This window comes from Peribacillus sp. NPDC097295 (assembly GCF_044761665.1).
GTDB lineage: Bacteria > Bacillota > Bacilli > Bacillales > DSM-1321 > Peribacillus.
In genome coordinates this window covers 15,287-32,037 of sequence record NZ_JBIWCW010000014.1, presented here as the reverse complement: position 1 = coordinate 32,037, position 16,751 = coordinate 15,287, and the positions used below count along the sequence as shown (strand labels likewise).

17 protein-coding genes are annotated in these 16,751 nt (G+C 40.5%); 5 read left to right on the top strand and 12 right to left on the bottom strand.

The genetic code is table 11. The features are described from left to right. The first annotated feature begins 7 nt into the window (after positions 1-7). On the top strand, positions 8-541 hold the full coding sequence (locus ACIQXN_RS17395; RefSeq protein WP_402969378.1) for a YtxH domain-containing protein: 534 nt from the start codon (positions 8-10) through the stop codon (positions 539-541). Between the two features lie 47 nt (positions 542-588). Here ACIQXN_RS17395 and ACIQXN_RS17390 read toward each other — a convergent pair whose 3' ends face one another. The 12 genes from ACIQXN_RS17390 to ACIQXN_RS17335 form a co-directional block, all read right to left on the bottom strand. Continuing rightward, a complete protein-coding gene (locus ACIQXN_RS17390) occupies positions 589-2,370 on the bottom strand; it encodes an ABC transporter ATP-binding protein (RefSeq protein ID WP_402969481.1) in 1,782 nt (593 codons plus the stop codon). Positions 2,371-2,401: 31 nt separating this feature from the next. After that, the gene (locus tag ACIQXN_RS17385) at positions 2,402-4,144 is read right to left on the bottom strand and encodes an ABC transporter ATP-binding protein (RefSeq protein WP_402969375.1); all 1,743 of its coding nucleotides are present in this window, start codon (positions 4,142-4,144) and stop codon (positions 2,402-2,404) included. A 311-nt stretch (positions 4,145-4,455) separates the two neighbouring features. Further along, positions 4,456-5,346 carry a peptidylprolyl isomerase gene (locus ACIQXN_RS17380; RefSeq protein WP_402969372.1) on the bottom strand — a complete coding sequence of 297 codons (891 nt, stop codon included), beginning with the start codon at positions 5,344-5,346 and terminating at the stop codon, positions 4,456-4,458. 238 nt (positions 5,347-5,584) lie between these two features. Continuing rightward, positions 5,585-6,658 (bottom strand): ABC transporter substrate-binding protein, encoded by a 1,074-nt coding sequence (locus ACIQXN_RS17375; protein WP_402969369.1) that lies wholly within the window; start codon positions 6,656-6,658, stop codon positions 5,585-5,587. After that, entirely contained in the window at positions 6,655-7,458 is an 804-nt protein-coding gene (locus tag ACIQXN_RS17370) for an ABC transporter permease (protein ID WP_402969366.1), read from the bottom strand. Before ACIQXN_RS17370 ends, ACIQXN_RS17375 begins: the two co-directional genes overlap by 4 nt. A 1-nt stretch (position 7,459) precedes the next feature. Continuing rightward, on the bottom strand, positions 7,460-8,263 hold the full coding sequence (locus ACIQXN_RS17365; RefSeq protein WP_402969363.1) for an ABC transporter permease: 804 nt from the start codon (positions 8,261-8,263) through the stop codon (positions 7,460-7,462). Beyond that, complete coding sequence (locus tag ACIQXN_RS17360; RefSeq protein ID WP_402969360.1) at positions 8,253-9,362, bottom strand: ABC transporter ATP-binding protein; 1,110 nt, start codon at positions 9,360-9,362, stop codon at positions 8,253-8,255. The genes ACIQXN_RS17365 and ACIQXN_RS17360 overlap by 11 nt, the downstream gene beginning before the upstream one ends. A gap of 75 nt (positions 9,363-9,437) precedes the next feature. Continuing rightward, entirely contained in the window at positions 9,438-9,980 is a 543-nt protein-coding gene (locus ACIQXN_RS17355; RefSeq protein WP_402969357.1) for a helix-turn-helix domain-containing protein, read from the bottom strand. A gap of 335 nt (positions 9,981-10,315) precedes the next feature. Continuing rightward, the gene (locus tag ACIQXN_RS17350) at positions 10,316-11,698 is read right to left on the bottom strand and encodes a protoporphyrinogen oxidase (protein ID WP_402969354.1); all 1,383 of its coding nucleotides are present in this window, start codon (positions 11,696-11,698) and stop codon (positions 10,316-10,318) included. A 140-nt stretch (positions 11,699-11,838) separates the two neighbouring features. Next, the gene (locus tag ACIQXN_RS17345) at positions 11,839-12,333 is read right to left on the bottom strand and encodes a GNAT family N-acetyltransferase (RefSeq protein ID WP_402969352.1); all 495 of its coding nucleotides are present in this window, start codon (positions 12,331-12,333) and stop codon (positions 11,839-11,841) included. Positions 12,334-12,451: 118 nt separating this feature from the next. Continuing rightward, the gene (locus ACIQXN_RS17340) at positions 12,452-14,485 is read right to left on the bottom strand and encodes a Na+/H+ antiporter (protein WP_402969349.1); all 2,034 of its coding nucleotides are present in this window, start codon (positions 14,483-14,485) and stop codon (positions 12,452-12,454) included. 292 nt (positions 14,486-14,777) lie between these two features. After that, a complete protein-coding gene (locus tag ACIQXN_RS17335; protein ID WP_402969346.1) occupies positions 14,778-15,668 on the bottom strand; it encodes a diacylglycerol/lipid kinase family protein in 891 nt (296 codons plus the stop codon). Between the two features lie 395 nt (positions 15,669-16,063). Between ACIQXN_RS17335 and yhfH (ACIQXN_RS17330) the strand changes: the two genes are divergently transcribed. From yhfH (ACIQXN_RS17330) to yhfH (ACIQXN_RS17315), 4 genes are read left to right on the top strand one after another with little or no spacing between them, the layout of a single operon-like run. Then, positions 16,064-16,201 (top strand): protein YhfH, encoded by a 138-nt coding sequence (gene yhfH, locus ACIQXN_RS17330; protein ID WP_402969343.1) that lies wholly within the window; start codon positions 16,064-16,066, stop codon positions 16,199-16,201. Between the two features lie 40 nt (positions 16,202-16,241). Next, the gene (gene yhfH, locus ACIQXN_RS17325; protein WP_402969478.1) at positions 16,242-16,385 is read left to right on the top strand and encodes a protein YhfH; all 144 of its coding nucleotides are present in this window, start codon (positions 16,242-16,244) and stop codon (positions 16,383-16,385) included. Positions 16,386-16,407: 22 nt separating this feature from the next. Then, positions 16,408-16,548, top strand: a complete 141-nt coding sequence (gene yhfH, locus ACIQXN_RS17320) for a protein YhfH (RefSeq protein ID WP_402969340.1) — start codon at positions 16,408-16,410, stop codon at positions 16,546-16,548. Positions 16,549-16,571: 23 nt separating this feature from the next. Next, a complete protein-coding gene (gene yhfH / locus ACIQXN_RS17315) occupies positions 16,572-16,712 on the top strand; it encodes a protein YhfH (RefSeq protein ID WP_402969337.1) in 141 nt (46 codons plus the stop codon). Positions 16,713-16,751: the final 39 nt, after the last annotated feature.

Here is a 16,751-nt window from a genome sequence, read left to right as displayed (position 1 = left end):
GTATTTAATGAATCAATCAACTAAACAAACTGACTCTAATAGCAAACTACTAAAAGGGATTATTATCGGAGGAATTGTAGGAGGAGCTTTAACTTTATTGGACTCGAATACAAGGAATAAAGTTAAACGTTCAGCAATTTCCTTAAAGGATAATTCCATGAATATGGTGGAACAGGTTAAAGCAAACCCTGGTGAAGTGAAAGAACAAATGGTTTCCGGCGTGAAAGGTGCAACCGATACGATCAAAGAGGCAATCAATGACGTTGAAACCTTATATGAAACCGTTAATGAAGAAGTTGTAGGCAAAGTTTCGGAAGTTAAGGATATTTCCACGAACGCCCTTGATTCAGCGAAAGATGCAACAGGTGAATTAAAAGACATTAGCTCCAAAGTCGTCGTGGCAGGAAAACAATTGAAGGAAACTCCTTCACAATCACTGAATACAGATACAGATAACAATAAAAAAGGCAAAAAAGACAGCGATGAAATGGTTACTAAATCTGAATTATCCAATGACAAATCTATCTCATCTAACTTCTAACACACATTAAAAAGAGCAGAGGACTTCTCCCACTGCTCTTTTTCATTTTAAATATTAAATTGGCTATCGTACAAGCCTTTATAGAACCCTTGGCTCATTATGAGCTCACTGTGTGTGCCTACCTCTATGATTTCACCATTTTTTATGACCAAAATCTTGTCGGCAGTTTCTATAGTCTTCAATCGGTGGGCTATAACGAAACTCGTGCGCCCCTCGGTCAAACGGTTCACCCCTTTTTGGATTTCTATTTCCGTCCTTGTATCAATGCTCGATGTCGCTTCATCCAAAATCAATAAATCCGAATTCGCCAAAATGGCCCTCGCTATTGCCAAAAGTTGCTTTTGCCCTTGGCTTAAATTCATACCGCCTGATGTGACCTGTGTCTGGTACTGATCTGGCAAATGTTTAATGAAGCCATGGGCGGAAGCAATCTTAGCCGCTTCGATAACCTCAGAGTCCGTAGCATCTAAGCGACCATACCGGATATTTTCCAAAATGGTCCCTGAAAAAAGAAAGGTTTCCTGCAGGACAATGCCGATTTTCTTTCGTAAATCACTAACTTTATAGTCTTGTATGTTTCGACCATCAATCTTAATCTGACCTTGATCCACCTCATAAAACCGGGATAGCAAATTAATAATCGTCGTTTTCCCCGACCCAGTCGGACCAACAAGGGCAATGGTCTGCCCTGCTGATGCCGTAAAGTCAATGCCCTTTAGAATCGGTCGACCTTTGGAATAGCCAAAATGGACATCAGTAAATTCTACATCCCCCTTAAAGGCATCGACGGGTATTGCATCTTTTTTATCCAATATATCAGGCGTTTCATCTAAGATTTCAAATACACGTTCGGCTCCTGCAATGGCCGATTGAAAGGTATTCAGTAGACTGGATAGTTGATTGATCGGCCGGAAGAATTGCCGGGAGTACGTGACAAAGGCTGCAATGAGTCCTACCGTAACCGTTCCTTGGACGGCCAACAAAGCACCGACACCGATGACAATAGCCAAGCCGATGTTATTAATGAAATTATTAAGGGGCCCCAAGAATCCGGACACGGTATCAGAAGCCATTGAAGACTGGCGCAGCCTCTCGTTAACAGCTGAAAACTGGCTGAAAACTTTTTCTTCTTTCCCGAATAAAGTAATGACTTCCGTTCCCGAAATGGATTCCTCAATGAATCCATTTAACTCCCCTAAGTCACGCTGCCTTTTTATGAAGTTACTGCTGCTGTACTTGATGATTTTTTTAGTCGTGAGTATCATCAGCGGGACAATCAGTAAGGTCACAACGGCTAAAATGACATTCATGGAGAACATTGCGATTGTCACGCCTGTAATCATTAGCAGTGAATTGAAAATTTGGATGACACTTTGGCTAAGTGCATTGTTCAATTGATCAATATCGTTCGTTACCCGGCTCATCAAGTCTCCATGAACCCGATTATCAAAAAATCGTAAGGAAAGACTGTGGAGTTTATCATATAAGTCTTTACGCAGCGTTCGAATGGTCCGTAACGAAACATTGATCATGATTGCCGTCTGCAGCCAGGTGAACAAAGATGACCCGATATAGACTGCTGCAAGCACACCTAGCATCCTAACCGTACCCGTTATATCTTTTGGAATGATATAAAGGTCAATGATCCTTCCAATCAGATATGGGCCTAATAGACCAAGTAAGGTTGAGAGCACCACGAATAGTATTGATAGGACCATACCAGCCTTCTGCTTCTCTAAATATTTCCATATCCTTTTCACTGTCCTCTTTTTATTTTTTGCTTGAACGACTGGACCACCAAACCCTCTTGGTCCCCGGGCTTTCCCCATCACATCGGATGCTGGAGGTTGATTCATCTGCTTACTCATGAAGGGTCGCCTCCCTTCCGCTTTGCGTCCGGTAAATATCCTGGTAAACGCGACTTTTTGCAAGCAGTTCTTCATGTGTACCTCTCGCTTCAATCATCCCGTCATCCATGACAAGTATCTGATCGGCATCTATGATGGAAGAAATTTTGGAAGAAACGATGAATACAGTCGAATCGGTATATTCCCGCTTCACTGCCTGTAGAATCTTGGCTTCCGATAGAGCATCTACGGCTGATGTGGAATCATCCAAAATCAGGATTTTAGGTTTTCTGATAAAGGCCCTGGCAATGGATAACCTTTGCTTTTGACCACCTGATAAATTGTTTGCACCCTGAGCCAACCTATACGAAAATGCCCCCTCAAAACCATTCACGAAATCAAGAGCTGCCGCTGACCGAGCGGCTGTTTCCATATCAACTAAACCGGCATCCTCTTTTCCATAGCGTAAATTTTCCTCGATGCTTCCAGAAAAGAGAGAGGCCCTTTGCGGAATATATCCAATTTCATCCCTTAGATTTTTTAGAGGGTAATCCTGTAATGAGATGCCGTTAATCGAAATCGTACCAGTATCAGGATCATACAAACGAGGAATCAGCTTAACGAGGGTTGATTTTCCACTGCCCGTTGAACCGATAATCCCTATCTTTTGCCCTCCTCGAGCATGAAAGCTAATATCTTTAATCACATATTCACCATTTTTGCTATAACTGTAATTCACACGTTCAAACTTCACATCCCCTGCCCTTGCCTGAACTGTTGCAGGTTTTGAAGGTTCATTAATATCAATTTCCGTTTCCAATACTTGCTGAATCCGTTCTGCCGAAGGAAAGGAGCGAGTGATCTGCATCAAGGCGTGACTACTCGACATCAATCCGTTCATGATGATATTCAAGTAATTGATGAAAGCTAGTATAACACCAACCTGCATCGTTCCATTTTCAACCCTAATCGCCCCCATCCACATGCCTGCCACTACACCCAAATTGATGACAAATAATAATATGGGCATTAAGGCCATAATCGTTTGTTCGGCCGCTATGTTTCTTTTCGTGAGCGTATCATTAAACCCCTTAAAACTTTCCTTTTCAAATTCCTGGCGATCAAAGGCTTTAATGACTCGGATACCACTCAATGTCTCCTGAAGTTTTGTATTCACATGATCCATCGCTTCCTGTACCCGCTTAAATAATTTACCAGCTTGTGAGGAAAAGTAGATAATGGCGACCATCAATAAAGGAACAGCGACCACTAACACTGGAAACAATTCACGCGCTGTCATCCAGACAATAACGACGCTTCCAATAAACATAAGCGGGCCCCGTACAAATATCCGTAAAGTCATCATCAGAGAATTCTGTACAGATGTAATATCATTGGTCACTATCGTGATCAGCTTTCCTGTTCCAAACGAATCAGTGTTTTTGCTAGAAAAAAGTTCCGTTTTCCAAAAAACATCCCTTCGCACATCCGAAGCAAAATGAACAGCGGCCTTAGTACTATAAACGGTACAACCCAATCCACCTATCAGTCCAATCACTGCAGCTCCCAGCATCAAAAACCCCAGTCTAATGACATACCCATTGTCCTGGTTGGAAATGCCATCATCAATAATATGTTGCATCATAGTGGGCTGCAATAAATCCATCGCTACCTCTATACACATAAGTAGCGGTCCTAAAATTACAAACAGTATATATGGCTTCAGGTATGGTAATAACTTTCTAAAAGACTTCACTAGGCCATCCCCTTCTTTCTAGTTGCCCATCCTTATTGGGGCAATTCCCCTCTCCATTTAAAAGTTTCTCTCGCGCTACTCTTTGGATAATCCATACAGGGAAAATATTCTTGTCCATTTTATGTAAATAAGTCATCCTATCGATTAATTTTAAACCCAAAAATCCTGAAAAACAATGGAATTCCTCCTGAGAGCCACGACCTCTACAAATGATCCCCCTTTAAAATTCCCAATCTAAAATTGGACTCTTAAACAAAAAAATGGTGCAAAATCGTTTATTCAACGAAGTTGCACCATTTTTCCTTATTACATTATTCAGTAGCTTCAAATGTATTGCTTATATCGTAATCTTTCTTCACTTCTTCTAACCAAACCGCGTATTCTTCTTGTAGCTTATTATTTAGAAGCGCTTCTTTAATTTCTTGCTTGTTATCTTCTAAATTCGCCTTTTTAGCTTTCTTTTCACCTGTAACTTTTATGATATGGTATCCATACTCCGTTTTGACAGGATCACTGATTTCATTAACATCCATGTTAAAGGCAACGTCTTCGAATTCCGCTACCATGCTGCCTTTTCCGAAGTATCCTAAGCTTCCGCCTTTTTCTTTCGTTCCTGCATCCGTAGAATATTTAGTCGCAAGCTCAGCAAAGTCTCCTCCAGCAGCAAGTTCTTTTTCTACTTTTTCCGCAGTCTTTTTGTCTTCCACTAAGATATGACTAGCTTCCACTTGTGCTTCTTGAGCAAACGTATCTTTATTTTCTTCAAAATACGCACTGATTTCGTCATCTGTAACAGTGATCCTTGGTTCTACTAATTTTTTCGTATGGAGATATGCCACGATATCTTGTTTAAATTCAGCAAGGGAAGAACCACTCGCTTTCAATTGCTCTTTCAGTTTTTCTTCTCCACCGTAAGACTCTGCTAAAGTATCGATTTCTTTCTGGATTTCTTTATCGGTTACTTTAATGCCCTCTTTATCCGCTTCTAGCTCAACTATTTTATCTGTGATTAATTGATTAACTGTTTCCGCTCCATAATTTTTAACAAGCGTATCATGTAGCTCTGCCTCTTTGATTTTCTCTCCACCCACGCTCGCTACGGTCTTATCAGAAGTAACCACCATCGCGTATATGAGGATGGCAGCGATGATTAATATGGCCGTTGCCCATACATATGCCTTCTTGCTTTTTAATACATTCATATTCTCTCTCCCTTGACTTTTGTTCTTATACTAGCAGGAAATTATTAAGAATACCTTAAGATTCCCCTTCACTTGCTCTTACTAATGCCTTAATGATTATACTAACATAACTTTATCTTCACTGATATTTTAGAGTACCAAAGGAACTCCGCTTATTCCGATGAAAAACTAACCTGATATGAAAATAAGCATGGTCTTAGAAGAAGAAAACTGCTTCTCAAACCATGCTTTTATATAATTATTTACGGTGCATTTTGAATTCTAGATAGAGGTCGTTATATCGGGCTAAGTTTTTCTTTCCGATATTTTCATACACCTCTAATTTATCGGTCATTTCAGGAGATGGATAAAACCGTTCATCCTTCACTACGTCTTCAGGTAAATACTCCAATGCTGCCTTATTTGGAGTAGAGTAGCTTACGTATTCCGTATTCTGTGCAGCTACTTCGGGATCGAGCATGAAATTAATGAACTGGTGGGCCGCATTCACGTTTTTCGTTGTTTTCGGGATGACCATATTATCAAACCATAAGTTCGAACCCTCTTTAGGCACAACATATTCAAGGTCTTCGTTTTCGGCCATGATTTCAGAAGCCACTCCAGACCAGACGATTCCTAGCGCCGCTTCTTGTGTCTCCAGGAGCATACGGCTCTCATCGCCAACAATGGCTTTAATATTGGGAGTGAGGCTATCGAGCTTCGTTTTGGCTTCTTGAAGGTGTTTTTCGTTTGTATCATTCAGGGAATAATTCAACGAATTCAGACCCATGCCCATTATTTCGCGAGCACCATCCGTTAAAAGGATTTGGTTTTTCAGGTCGTGATCCCATAAATCCTCCCAACTTGTTATTTCTTTACCGTCAAGCATCTTGGAATTATACACAACCCCAACAGTGCCCCAGAAATAAGGAACTGAAAACTTATTTTCTGGATCGAAAGGTAAGTCTATAAACCGCTCATCAATATTTTTCAAATTCGGAAGTTTGGAATGATCTAATGGAATCAACAATTTTTCTTCGCGCATTTTATCAATCATATATTCGGATGGCACAGCCACATCATACGTGGTACCACCCTGTTCAATTTTTGTCATCATCGCTTCATTCGAATCGAACGTCTCATAAATAACCTTGATCCCGGTTTCTTCCTCAAAGCGGTCGATTAAATCCGTATCAATATAGTCTCCCCAATTGTATATGGTCAGCGTATCGCTGCTTGTAAACCCTTGCGATGAATTCAACTTCGATGTTGCATACAAAAGCAAGGCAGAGACGATTGAAATGACTAGGAACATCTGGACAATTTTCTTCATCTTTTCCCCCCCATTCCCGTATGCTTGACTCGCTGCGTCACAAAGTAATAGACAACGACCAGTATCAGCGTCACAAAGAATAGCAAGGTCGATAACGCATTAATATTCAATGAAATTCCCCGGCGGGCCAATGAATAGATCTCTACTGATAAAGTTGAGAACCCATTACCCGTCACAAAGAACGTAACCGCAAAATCATCCAGCGAATAAGTCAAGGCCATGAAAAATCCTGCAAAAATACCGGGTGAGATATAAGGTAGAATGACTTTCGTCAATACATTCCAACGGCTCGCTCCTAAATCACGCGCGGCATCAATCAGGGTAGGGCTCATTTCTTGAAGTTTTGGAAGCACCAGTAACACAACAATTGGAATACTAAAAGCAATGTGTGATAACAGTACCGAGTAGAACCCCAGCTTGATACCAGCCATCGTGAATAGAATCAAGAAGGAAGCACCAATGATTACATCCGGGCTGACAATCAGGACATTATTCAGGGATAAAAAAGAATTTCTCATTTGGCTATTTGTGAATGAGCGAATGCCAATCGCTCCTATGACCCCGATAATCGTGGAGATTAGGGCCGACAATAAAGCTATCACGATAGTATTCAACACAATGATCAACAGCCTTGTATCCTGGAACAACTCTTTATACCAATCCAAAGTAAAGCTCTCGAAATCATACATCGTTCCACCGCTGTTAAACGAGTAAAATACTAAAAAGAAAATCGGTGCATAAAGTACCAGAAAAATCAGGACTAGGAAAACTTTCGATAATGGTGATAATTTTTTGCTCAATTTATACACCCTGCTTTCGGTTACCCGTTACGAACATAATCAGGAACATAATGATAATTAAAAAGACGGCAATTGTGGAACCCATTCCCCAGTCCTGGGTCACCAAGAAATGCTGTTCAATTGCGGTTCCGAGTGTAGTGACCCGGTTTCCTGCAATCAACCTTGTCAACATGAACAGTGATAATGCCGGGATGAAAACAACCTGGCAGCCAGTCTTAACGCCGTCAATCGTTAATGGGAAGATTACGCGTCGGAATGTCATCCATCGAGATGCGCCTAAATCATTAGCCGCATCCACAAGTGTCGGGTTCATTTTGTCCAAGGCATTGAATATCGGTAAAATCATGAATGGAATAAAAATATAAACGGAAACGAATATGAAACTGAAATCAGTAAAGAGTATTTGCCGTTTACCGATTCCTATCGCTTCTAAAAAGGCGTTGGTCATGCCATATGTGCCGAATATGCCAAGGAAAGCATAAGCCTTTAATAATAGGTTAATCCAAGAAGGCACAATGACCAGGAGCAGCCAGAGCTGCTTATGTTTGGTTTTCGTCAGAAGATACGCAGTTGGGTAGGCTACTAACAGCGAGAATGCTGTAATTAAAAAAGCATACCAAAACGAACTAAGTGTCATCTTCAAATAAACGGGAGTAAAGAATTTTTGATAGTTGATTAACGACAGGTTGCCTTCAATATCGAAAAAGGAATAGTACAGAACCAGTAAAATCGGTGCAATGACGAAAAATGCGATCCATAAGACATAAGGGATAAAGTAAATATTCCTAGAGAATCTATTCTTCATGGCTTTCCCCATCGCTATACGCTTCTAAACGCTTATCGAATTCTTCCTCTGTTTCTCCTAAACGCATGACATGTATCGATTCAGGATCAAAGAACAGTCCGATTTCGTCCCCGACTGTCACCTTTTTCGTCGATTGGACCAACCACTCATTCCCATCATGGTCATAGCAGCTAATTTCATAATGAACACCACGGAACAGTTGGGAGTCCACGCGAACTTGCAGTTTCCCTCGATCGACTGAAGTGATTTCCAAGTCTTCAGGTCGAATGACGATATCCACGGCTTCATTACGATTCAAGCCTTGGTCCACACATTCGAATTTCCTTCCCACAAACTCCACAAGATAATCATCAATCATCTTCCCTTTTACGATATTGGACTCACCGATGAAATCCGCTACAAAACGGTTCAAAGGTTCGTCATAAATGTCTAGAGGCGTCCCGCTTTGTTGAATCTTCCCTTTATTGAGGACAAAGATTTCGTCTGACATCGCAAGTGCTTCTTCCTGGTCATGAGTGACGAAGATAAACGTAATGCCAAGCCTCCGTTGCAATTCCCGCAATTCGTACTGCATCTCAGTACGCAGTTTTAAATCAAGGGCTGACAAAGGTTCATCTAATAGGATGACTTCTGGTTCATTCACAATCGCCCGTGCAATCGCTACCCGCTGACGCTGCCCGCCTGACATTTCCCTGATTTCGCGATTTTCATAGCCATCCAAGTTCACAAAGCTTAAGGCTTCTTTGACCTTAACCTCGACATCGGTATTTTTCATTTTTTTAATCCGAAGTCCAAATGCCACGTTTTCAAATACATTCAAATGTGGGAATAAGGCATAATCTTGAAAAACCGTATTGACCTGACGTTTATTGGCCGGAACATCATTGATTTTTTTGCCCTCAAAATAAATATCGCCTTTGGAAGCTTCCGTGAATCCTGCTATCAAGCGCAGGATGGTTGTCTTTCCACAACCGGAAGGCCCCAGAAGGGTATAAAACTTACCTCTTTCGATTTCAAAACTTACATTATCTAGTACAACAGTATCGTCATCGAATTGTTTCGTAACATTTTCAAATCGTATTATCTTTTCGTTTGCCATAGATACTTCCTTCTTTCCATTGAACCGCACATCCATTTATCCAATAGACAAGCGTTTGCAATCACTAGATTTCTTCTATAAATATGATTCCGTAACTACAAGCAGTAATTCTGATGGCCCATCGAAATCATTGATGATTTGATGTTCCTCCGATGCATGGAAATAAATCGATTCGCCAGCTTTCACAAAATAAGTATATGTACCAAGCTTTACAATTACCCTGCCACTCAATACATACCCAAAGGTTTCTGACAGTGACGGTTCAAATTGCTTGAATTCCCCTTTTTCCTGAAGGGTCAGCCTAATGGGCTCCATTTCCTTTTCATTGGATTCGGGGACAAGCCATTGTATTTGATAACCGCGTTCTTCATCGATGAAAAATGTTTGGGCCTCTTCCTCATACACGACCTTTTGAACCTGCTCCTCTTCATCAAAGAAGTTTTTTGGGGTGCATCCAAGCACTTCGAGGATATTAAAGAAAGTCTCTATTGAAGGTGAACTTAAATCTCTTTCTAGCTGCGAGATATATCCTTTGCTTAAATCCGTTCTCTCTCCCAGCTCTTCCTGAGTCAATCCTTTTTTTAAACGGAGGTTTTTAATTTTTTTACCAATATGCATAGTATTACCCTCAATCCGTTTAGGAATAGTAAACTTCCAGTCAATAAAGTTTTATATTAGTAAACTTTAAGTTTAATTTGATTTTTAAATTAACGGTTTTTATTATACAGGAATTAAGTAAAACTTCAACGGAAATGAAAGGAAAGAATCACGTTAAAATAAGGTAAATATAAACGGTTAGTCCTTAAATGGAATTAAGATATGTTCTATTTTTTCAATTCGGATTCATTCAATCGTTTGATTAAAGTGTACCCGTTCACACGAACATGCCATTCTCTATAGACTTAAAAAAGATAGAAACAATAAAAAGAACTGCCTTCATGGCAGTCCCTAAGTCATAGTTTGGACGCAATTTCCTGGGCCTTTTTCTCCCCATCCGCGATACAATCAGGTATTCCTACTCCGTAATACGAACAACCCGCAAGAAGTAAATTTGGATATTTTTCAGTGATTTTCTCCTCCAAGCATTGGACAATGTACGGATGCTGAATGTGATAATTCGGCATATTATCCTGCCATTTTGTGACCTCGCTCGTTACGGGTTCCTCAGAAAGATCCAGGCTTTCTTTTATATCACCTAAAGCCACTTGGATCAATTGCTGCTTTGATAAAGACTGTAACTTTTCATAATCAGGGTTGGAACTCTTATAAAAGAGCCTTACTAACAACTGGCTGTTCTCTGAGGTATGTTCCCATTTCCTGCTTGTCCACGTACAAGCATTGCATATCAAATCACTATTTTCACCTACAATAAAACCTGTCCCATCAGGCAGTGTACTATCCGGGATATCAAAACCAAGGTAAATGCTAATCATCGAACTATTAAGCAATCCTGCAAAATCCTGGTCCAGCTCAGTATCACCCAATATTTTTTGAGTAGTCGCATGCGGAGTACATAGGACGACGAAGTCCATTTCGATGTTTTCTCCATTTACTAGGGACACCATAAACCGATCATCCTGTTTCTTTATCTTATCAACCGGGCTGCCTTTTAAAATTTCGACGGAATCAAGGAGTACCTCCAACCGTTCAATCAACATCGTTAAACCGTTCTTAAACGAGAGGAATTTCTTATTTCCCTTGCTCTGATATTTTTCCTTATTCTCCGATAATCCACGGATAATGCTACCATAGTCATTTTTATAGTCCAGCATCTCCGGTAAAGTCTTGGCGATTGTCAGGTCATTTAACTTTCCAGAATAAACGCCGGATAAGACTGGAGATATCTGCTTTTGAACCAGTTCCTTACCTAGAAATCTCTCTAAAAATAAACCAATTGAATCATTCTTCGTAAATGTCTCATTTCTTGTATAAAAATCCTTTAATGCGTCTACCTTTCCTTCTGCAGAAACAAGTTCGGACTTGGCCAGGGACTCCAGGCTCATCGGAATACCAAATAGAGCATCCTCAGGAATTTTCTTCAGTTCCCCATCTGTATGGATGAACGATCTTCCTGTGGCATTGTACACCACTTCATCTTCAAGGCCCAATTCTCTGATAAATGATTTTATATTTTGTTTTCTGGCCACAATCGAGTCCGCACCAGCTTCCATCTTAAATGCGCCATCATGGACCGTATTAATTTTACCTCCCAACATATCCTTTCCTTCTATCAATATTAACCTTACGGGAAGACTGTTCGCTTTCACAATCTTTTGTAAATGATACATGGTCGACAATCCGGTAATACCTCCGCCAATGACTCCAACTGTTTTCATATATTCACACCTCTATTAGCATACTTAACAATAAATAAAGTGTACCATAAGGCAGAAGGAAAATTAAAACAGCCAGGAATTCATCGTGGACTTTTGAACCAGGTGTAACATTTCCGACAAATTCCCCATGTCAGGAACTCTTAATACACACGTAATCTATACTCCATAATATGCATCCAGCCGCTCCTCCCTTCCTTCTTTACACCTGTATCTTGAAATCCAGATTTCGAGTAAAGGGCTTTTGCCGCTACATTCCTTACATTTACCGCGAGTACAATACAATCCTTTCCTGGAAAAAGGTCGGTTGCAAACCCTGGGAGGATTTCCAATGCTTTTCTACCATATTTTTTGCCTTGATGGTTATGATCGATAAGAAACCCCCGTAATAGAATCGCCCTTTCATTTTCCGTGAATGGTTTTATAGCTTCCCCGATATGCAAAACAAAAAATCCCACTGGGGCTTCATCCACCAAAACAACGATTGGATGTCTGTCAGGATCCTCATCACAATACCTCAGAGACTGTTCTGGCAAGGCAGAATACACCGCTTGATCTTTCGGAAGATAAGATAGTGATTTACCGTATTCCTCCTGATAGATAGCTAATGAAACAGTTTTTGTTTCAATGTTTCTCATCTTATTTCCCCCATCTTTCGTTTAATCTTCTCATTTTCTCTATGAATGGTCGAAACTCCTCCAAAAATGCGAAAAAGCACTGCCAAGTTTACATGACAGTGCTACTTCTCTCTATATTTCAGTGGCTGTTTTCATTGATTGTAAGTGCTTCGCGCAAATTGATTTGCTGACGAATTTTATTGGCAACATCCCGTGAGATTTTTCGATTTTCAAACATATGCTGTACTTCGTCACGCTCTGCCTGAATCGCCTTATAAAATAGTTCTCTTTCGTAATTGAGCATTTTACTTGGAGTACGCCCTTTATTTTCTCTTTTATATCTCATGATAAGTAATTTATACTCTTCAATGATCATGGAAGAGGTCTCATGGTTTTCAGGAGTAATACCTGCTTGTATCTCTTGAATGGCCACTTTATACATCCTGATCTTAAGATCTTTCACTTTTTCCAATCTTTCTAAATCGATTCTTCTTATTTCTTTTTTATTTGGGAAAAATAACTTGAACACCTGTAGTGCTGATCGTCTGAAAAGTGTCATGGACCTGTATAAACGGAATTTCATCCGATTAGTGACCGCGCCTTCCATACGTTGGATATATTCCAAGCAAGTATATGCCGATTCTCGATCCACTCTTTCCTCTTTAATGAGTTGATCAAGGAATGCCCTTTCGGCTTCAAGGGCTTTAAAGCGAAGGTCTTTTTCTTCTTCTCCGATAGCATTTGAATTCTTATCCTGATCAATATAGAAAAGTGCATTGATTTTCGTATGGTATCTCGAAATAATCGACATAGCAGCTTCCCGGTTCTCATCCGTCATCTGGGATTTCACAATTTTAATCGCCGCTTGATGTGCATGAATGGTAGCCAGTCTTAGCTTGTCAGCCTGCTTATCCACCACTTCCTCTTCCTCAGCATTGGCCACGATAGGAAGGAAGACGCTTGCGACGATCAGAGACAGTAATATGACGCCCGCTGCGATGAAGATGATTAACGAACGCTGCGGAAAGGGGCTGCCATCAGCTAGTACATACGGGATGGAAAAAGACCCTGCAAGTGTAACTGCTCCGCGGACTCCGGAAATGGTGATAATACCGGCCTCTTTGAAGTCCGGTTTTTGGGCACCCGATTTTTTCGTCATCCAGCCGATTGACCAAGAAGCGGTGATCCAGATGTATCGTAAAACAAAAAGGAATAGGGTAATGACAACGATATAGAGAATCACTTGTCCATTATGGAATTCTGGATCTTGGAATATGATCTTGGCCACGCTAGGAATTTGCAGACCCAATAGAACGAATACAAGACCATTCAATACATATAGAATCACAGACCATGTACTCTTAGAGACGACCTGCAATTCAATCGTTGGTGATAGCTCTCGATCTCGTTCAATGGCATGAACGATTCCTCCTGCCACCACAGCTAAAATACCTGAAAGGTGGAAATGCTCCACAACGAGGAATATGATAAAGGGTGTGAGGATTTGGATCAACATATGCATCGTTACATCTTCCATACCTAAACGACGAAGGATGACACGTAGCCTGATAATGATGAAGGATAAAATAGCCCCGCCTACAAACCCGCCAATAGCTATCCCGATAAAGCTGAACGTTGCATCGACGAGGGAGAAAACCCCTGTGACAGTGGCCGCAACAGCGAATTTAAAGGCTACTAGACCTGATGCATCATTCATTAGCCCTTCCCCTTCAAGAAGGTGCATGATGCTTTTCGGCAACTTAACCCTGCTTGCCAAAGCACTGACCGCAACCACATCCGTAGGAGATAAGATGGCTGCCAATGCAAATGCAGCAGGCAATGGAATAGAAGGAATCATCCAGTTAATAAGATAGCCTCCTGCCCAAACGGTTACGAATACTAGACCTAAAGCAAGCATGAGGATCGGCGTCCTTAACTTCCATAGGGCTGTGCGTGGCACATTTTTGCCATCGTTAAATAAAAGTGGTGCTATGAACAAAAGCAAAAACAGTTCTGTTTCCATTTGTATATGTATACCTAAAGGTAAGAGTGCTATTATGACACCCAGTGCTATCTGAATTAAAGGCACTGGTACAAAAGGGATAAAATGATTGATTATATTAGACGCTCCTATCAGTATAAGCAACGCTAATATAACTAGAAAAAACTCCATACGAACATCCGACTTCCTTTCTTAACTATTCTCCTAACTATAAGCGTACCATAATATGTCGCCTTCATTCATTCAATAACTATCCTTCCCTTGAATTATTACGAATTATCTATACATTTCATCTAAAACCTGTTGCCCCTAACGCTACGTAAGGGATTAAGATGAGGATGAGGTGATGGGAGTGTTATTTAAAATCAAAGATATTACCGATATAAACACATGCATACTAAAGAAAAGCTGTACGGCCTTTGGTCGAACAGCTTTCCCATTATATATGGTCATTATCAATCCGTCATGACTCTCCCGGAACAAACAAACTCAGGTGATTATGCAATACTTCAGCTTGAAAAGGCATTTCACTACCTCTTTCTCCATCCATGTTAACAAGTAGATCCTCTGGTGTAGATACACGAAGCTTGGAGGTTTGAATATACTCTATTTCCTCATGGTTCTTGATTTCTCCCCTTATTAAACTTGGAATGATTTTGAGGATAAGCGGAATGGAAAGACTTTTGATGATAAATGTATGCAGTTTACCGTCATTCACTTCCGCATCTGGTGCAAGTTGTTCAAAACCACCGACAGAGTTGGTCATTGTTGCGACCAGTAAATAAGTCTCACCAATCCACCGTCCCTGATCATGTTCCACGGTTATAGGAAATGGCGTCTTCTTGACTAACGTCTTGGCCCCTTCTAAAAAGTAGGAAAGTGAGCCAAGACGTGTTTTTTGCTCCACGCTCACATTATAGGTAGCCTCTGCAATTGCTCCGACCGCTAACACATTCATGAAATACTGATCATTGATCTTACCAATATCCGCTTCCTTAACATCCGAGTTTTTGAGCATCTCAATTGCTTCAACCGGATCTAACGGTATATGAAGCGCCCTAGCAAAGTCATTCACTGTTCCGAGCGGGATTATCCCGAATTTTGGCCTATGCTCCTGTTCGGCCAACCCATTCACCGTCTCATTCACCGTACCGTCTCCCCCCATCGAAATAACGGCATCGAACTTACCCTCACAGGCCTCCTTGGCAAACTTCGAAGCGTCCCCTTCACCCTCAGTCTTCCGAACTATTACATGCTCATAGATATCGCCAAGCACCTTTTCTGCATTAGGCAAAATTTCTCCTGCTTTTTCTTTTCCTGAGGAAGGATTGATAATAATCATTACTTTCGACATATTTGACCTCCCGTTATTTACTTCTACTAACAAGTTACCTCATAACTAAAACACCAAAACCACATTCCCCATTCTTTTACCGTGATACTTCTACAGAGGCACACCTTTCACGCTCATTCTTACTATTCTTCTGTTACATAAAACCAATCTAGTTGAACATGATAAATTCCGTTGATTCACGTTTTACCACGTCACAAAAGAACCATTTTTCTGGAAAATGCATAGGAAAAATTTCAAAAAAGCGTAGAAACCCCTATTCTTATAAGGTTTCAAAATGAACATAAATTTTTTCTGATTTTTATGATAAATACCTATACTTTTCCCAATATAAGGTATATACTGTATTATAACAACAGACAGACAACAAAAACTGTACTATAGAAAGGAAGTGTAGCATGCAAACGAATCAATTAGAAAGTATCAAGGTTCAGTCTTTAACAACCCAATGTGCAGAATGTGGTGAAACACTTTTTAATGGCACAGAATCTTACCTGATGGAATGTGATCGCTGTCTTTCTAAACGTGAGGAATAAATCGCTTTAAAATAGATAAAAACCCTTAGAGGAGGAAGCCATTTTGCAAACTAAAAAATCGATTGAATTTTTCAACAGTATACCTGCCAAACACTGTCCAGAATGTGGCGACCATATCATCGAACATGCCGAATCTTACCTGATGGAATGCGACCGTTGCCTTTCTAAAAGCGAAGACCACTAAAACAATTGAAGGAGGAACCTATATGCAAACCAAAAATCCGATGGAATTTTTCAGAACCCTTCCACCCAAACAATGTACCGAGTGCGGTGAACAAATCATCGAACAAGCGGAATCCTATTTGCTGGAATGTGACCACTGCCTTTCTAAAAGCGAAAACTATTAAACACACAAAAGGAGGAATATATCATGCAAACCAAAAATCCAATGGAATTTTTCAGAACCCTTCCACCCAAACAATGCCCGGAATGCGGGAATCAAATCATAGAACAAGCGGAATCATACCTCGTGGAATGTGACCACTGCCTTTCTAAAAAAGATGAATATTAAAAAAAGCTACTGACATCGAAAAGCTGTAAACGCCAACTC